This window comes from Mesorhizobium sp. WSM4848, assembly GCF_055811375.1.
This window is the reverse complement of record NZ_JBVVPX010000114.1, coordinates 1-757: the sequence shown is the minus strand read 5'-3', so window position 1 is coordinate 757 and position 757 is coordinate 1. Positions and strand designations below refer to the sequence as shown.

1 protein-coding gene is annotated in these 757 nt (G+C 66.6%); it reads right to left on the bottom strand.

The genetic code is table 11. From position 1 onward, the window contains the following. Positions 1-757, bottom strand: a 757-nt coding sequence (locus AC0L16_RS33535; RefSeq protein ID WP_473625807.1) for an ISAs1 family transposase, incomplete at both ends; no start/stop codon positions are given.

Here is a 757-nt window from a genome sequence, read left to right as displayed (position 1 = left end):
TGGAAGAGATAAGCATCGTTCCAGCCTGCACGCATCATTTTGCCACGCATGGTGTCCTTTTTGCTGTCGGCTCGAAAGGTATTGAGGCAGAATCGCCGAAGCAGAGCGAGGTTTTCGGGGCCGTGATCCTTTCTGGTCCGGCAGTCGTCCTCGCGGAAGACTACGTCGAGCTGCCAGTGCAGGCCATTCTCGACATCCCAGTGACGGCGCACGACGGCGAGCAGGTCGTTGGCGGACATCGGTCGCGAGAGCACATAGAGACAGCACTCTTCCTGCCGTTTGCCATCGATCACACGCGTGCGCTTGACCTCGCCGATGGCTGCGAGGCCGGCAAAGCCGTGCTTGCGGCCAAGCCCCGGCGCACGCACGACACGCGCCGCCCGCCGCTCCAGGCGCCCGTGGCTCACCTCCTCGGTAACGGCCAGCGCCGCCTTGGGCGTTGGGCGGCCGGCGATGAGGCGCTCGGCATCGGCCAGAAGCAGCCCCTGATTGCCCTTCAAGGCCAGCACATAGTCGCCGCCGCGCCGCGTGATCTCCTCGGCCATGCGGGTCGAGCAATGCAGCGCATCGGCCGTAACCACGGCGCCGCGCAGGTCGATCAGGCGCAACAGTTCGATGGCCGCCCTGGCCTCGTTGCCGCCCTGTGCCGGCAAGGCCGCCAACGTCATGCGCAACTGCGCGCCCCAGGCCGACACCATCATGCGCGGCGCGAACTGGCGGCCCTTCTCGAAGGCGCCACGCATCGACTTGCCGTCGA